The sequence below is a fragment of the Psychromonas arctica genome, assembly GCF_038155225.1.
Classification (GTDB): domain Bacteria; phylum Pseudomonadota; class Gammaproteobacteria; order Enterobacterales; family Psychromonadaceae; genus Psychromonas; species Psychromonas arctica_B.
In genome coordinates this window covers 1-932 of the sequence record NZ_JBAKBA010000094.1, presented here as the reverse complement: position 1 = coordinate 932, position 932 = coordinate 1, and the positions used below count along the sequence as shown (strand labels likewise).

The 932-nt window shown below is 36.3% G+C and carries 2 protein-coding genes; both read left to right on the top strand.

All coding sequences use genetic code 11. The features are described 5' to 3' along the window. A partial coding sequence (locus V6255_RS17935) for a helix-turn-helix domain-containing protein (RefSeq protein ID WP_341629371.1) occupies positions 1-369 on the top strand: 369 nt, incomplete at its 5' end. Then, a complete protein-coding gene (locus tag V6255_RS17930; protein ID WP_341629370.1) occupies positions 320-916 on the top strand; it encodes an IS630 family transposase in 597 nt (198 codons plus the stop codon). The genes V6255_RS17935 and V6255_RS17930, both read left to right, overlap by 50 nt. Positions 917-932 lie beyond the last annotated feature (16 nt).

Genomic DNA, 932 nt, shown 5'->3' with positions numbered 1-932 from the left:
GCTAAGTTTCTTAAAGTGAGTCGTACTAGTGTTAATAAATGGATATCTCAATATCATCAAAATGGATTGGCTGGATTAGTTGATAAAAAGACAACCGGTCGTCCCTTTCGATTATCTGAAGTACAATCACTTCAACTAATTGAATATATTAATGAACATACAAAAAATGATAAGGGGGGACGATTGGTCGGAACTGATATCCAGTTGTTTATTGCTGAGAATTTTGGTCATGAATATCATCTTTCAAGTGTCTACAAATTACTTCACCGCTTGGGATTTTCATGGATAACCTCTCGTTCTAGACATCCAAAACAGTCCCTTGAAGTTCAAGAATATTTTAAAAAAATTCCAAATAAAAACGATCCTTAAGATCCCTGGTCATATCTCATTAGATAATGTAGATATCTGGATACAAGATGAAGCTCGTTTTGGACAACAAAATACCACAACAAAGTTATGGGCTAAAACAGGTAGCAGGCCATTAGCCGTGAAACAGCAACAGTTTGAATATGCTTATTTATTTGGCTCTGTGTGTGTTACCAATGGGCAATCACAAGCGATGGTAATGCCTTATGTGAATAAAGATATTATGCATGCTCACCTTAAACAAATATCGATGAATACCGCCGAAGATCGACATGCAGTTATTATTATGGATGGGGCAGGTTGGCATACAGAAGATCTTGCTATCAACATTAATAACGTGAGCATTATTAAGCTTCCTCCATACTCACCAGAATTAAACCCAATAGAACAAGTATGGAGTTGGTTGCGTCAGCATCATTTAGCTAATCGTTGTTTTAATGGCTATGAATCAATTGTAGATGCTGTTTGTGATGCGTGGAATGACTTTGTCAGTGATAGTCAAAGAGTCATAAAAATGTGTACTAGAGATTGGATGAGTCTGATCAACTAATTATGCGGAATGGTAT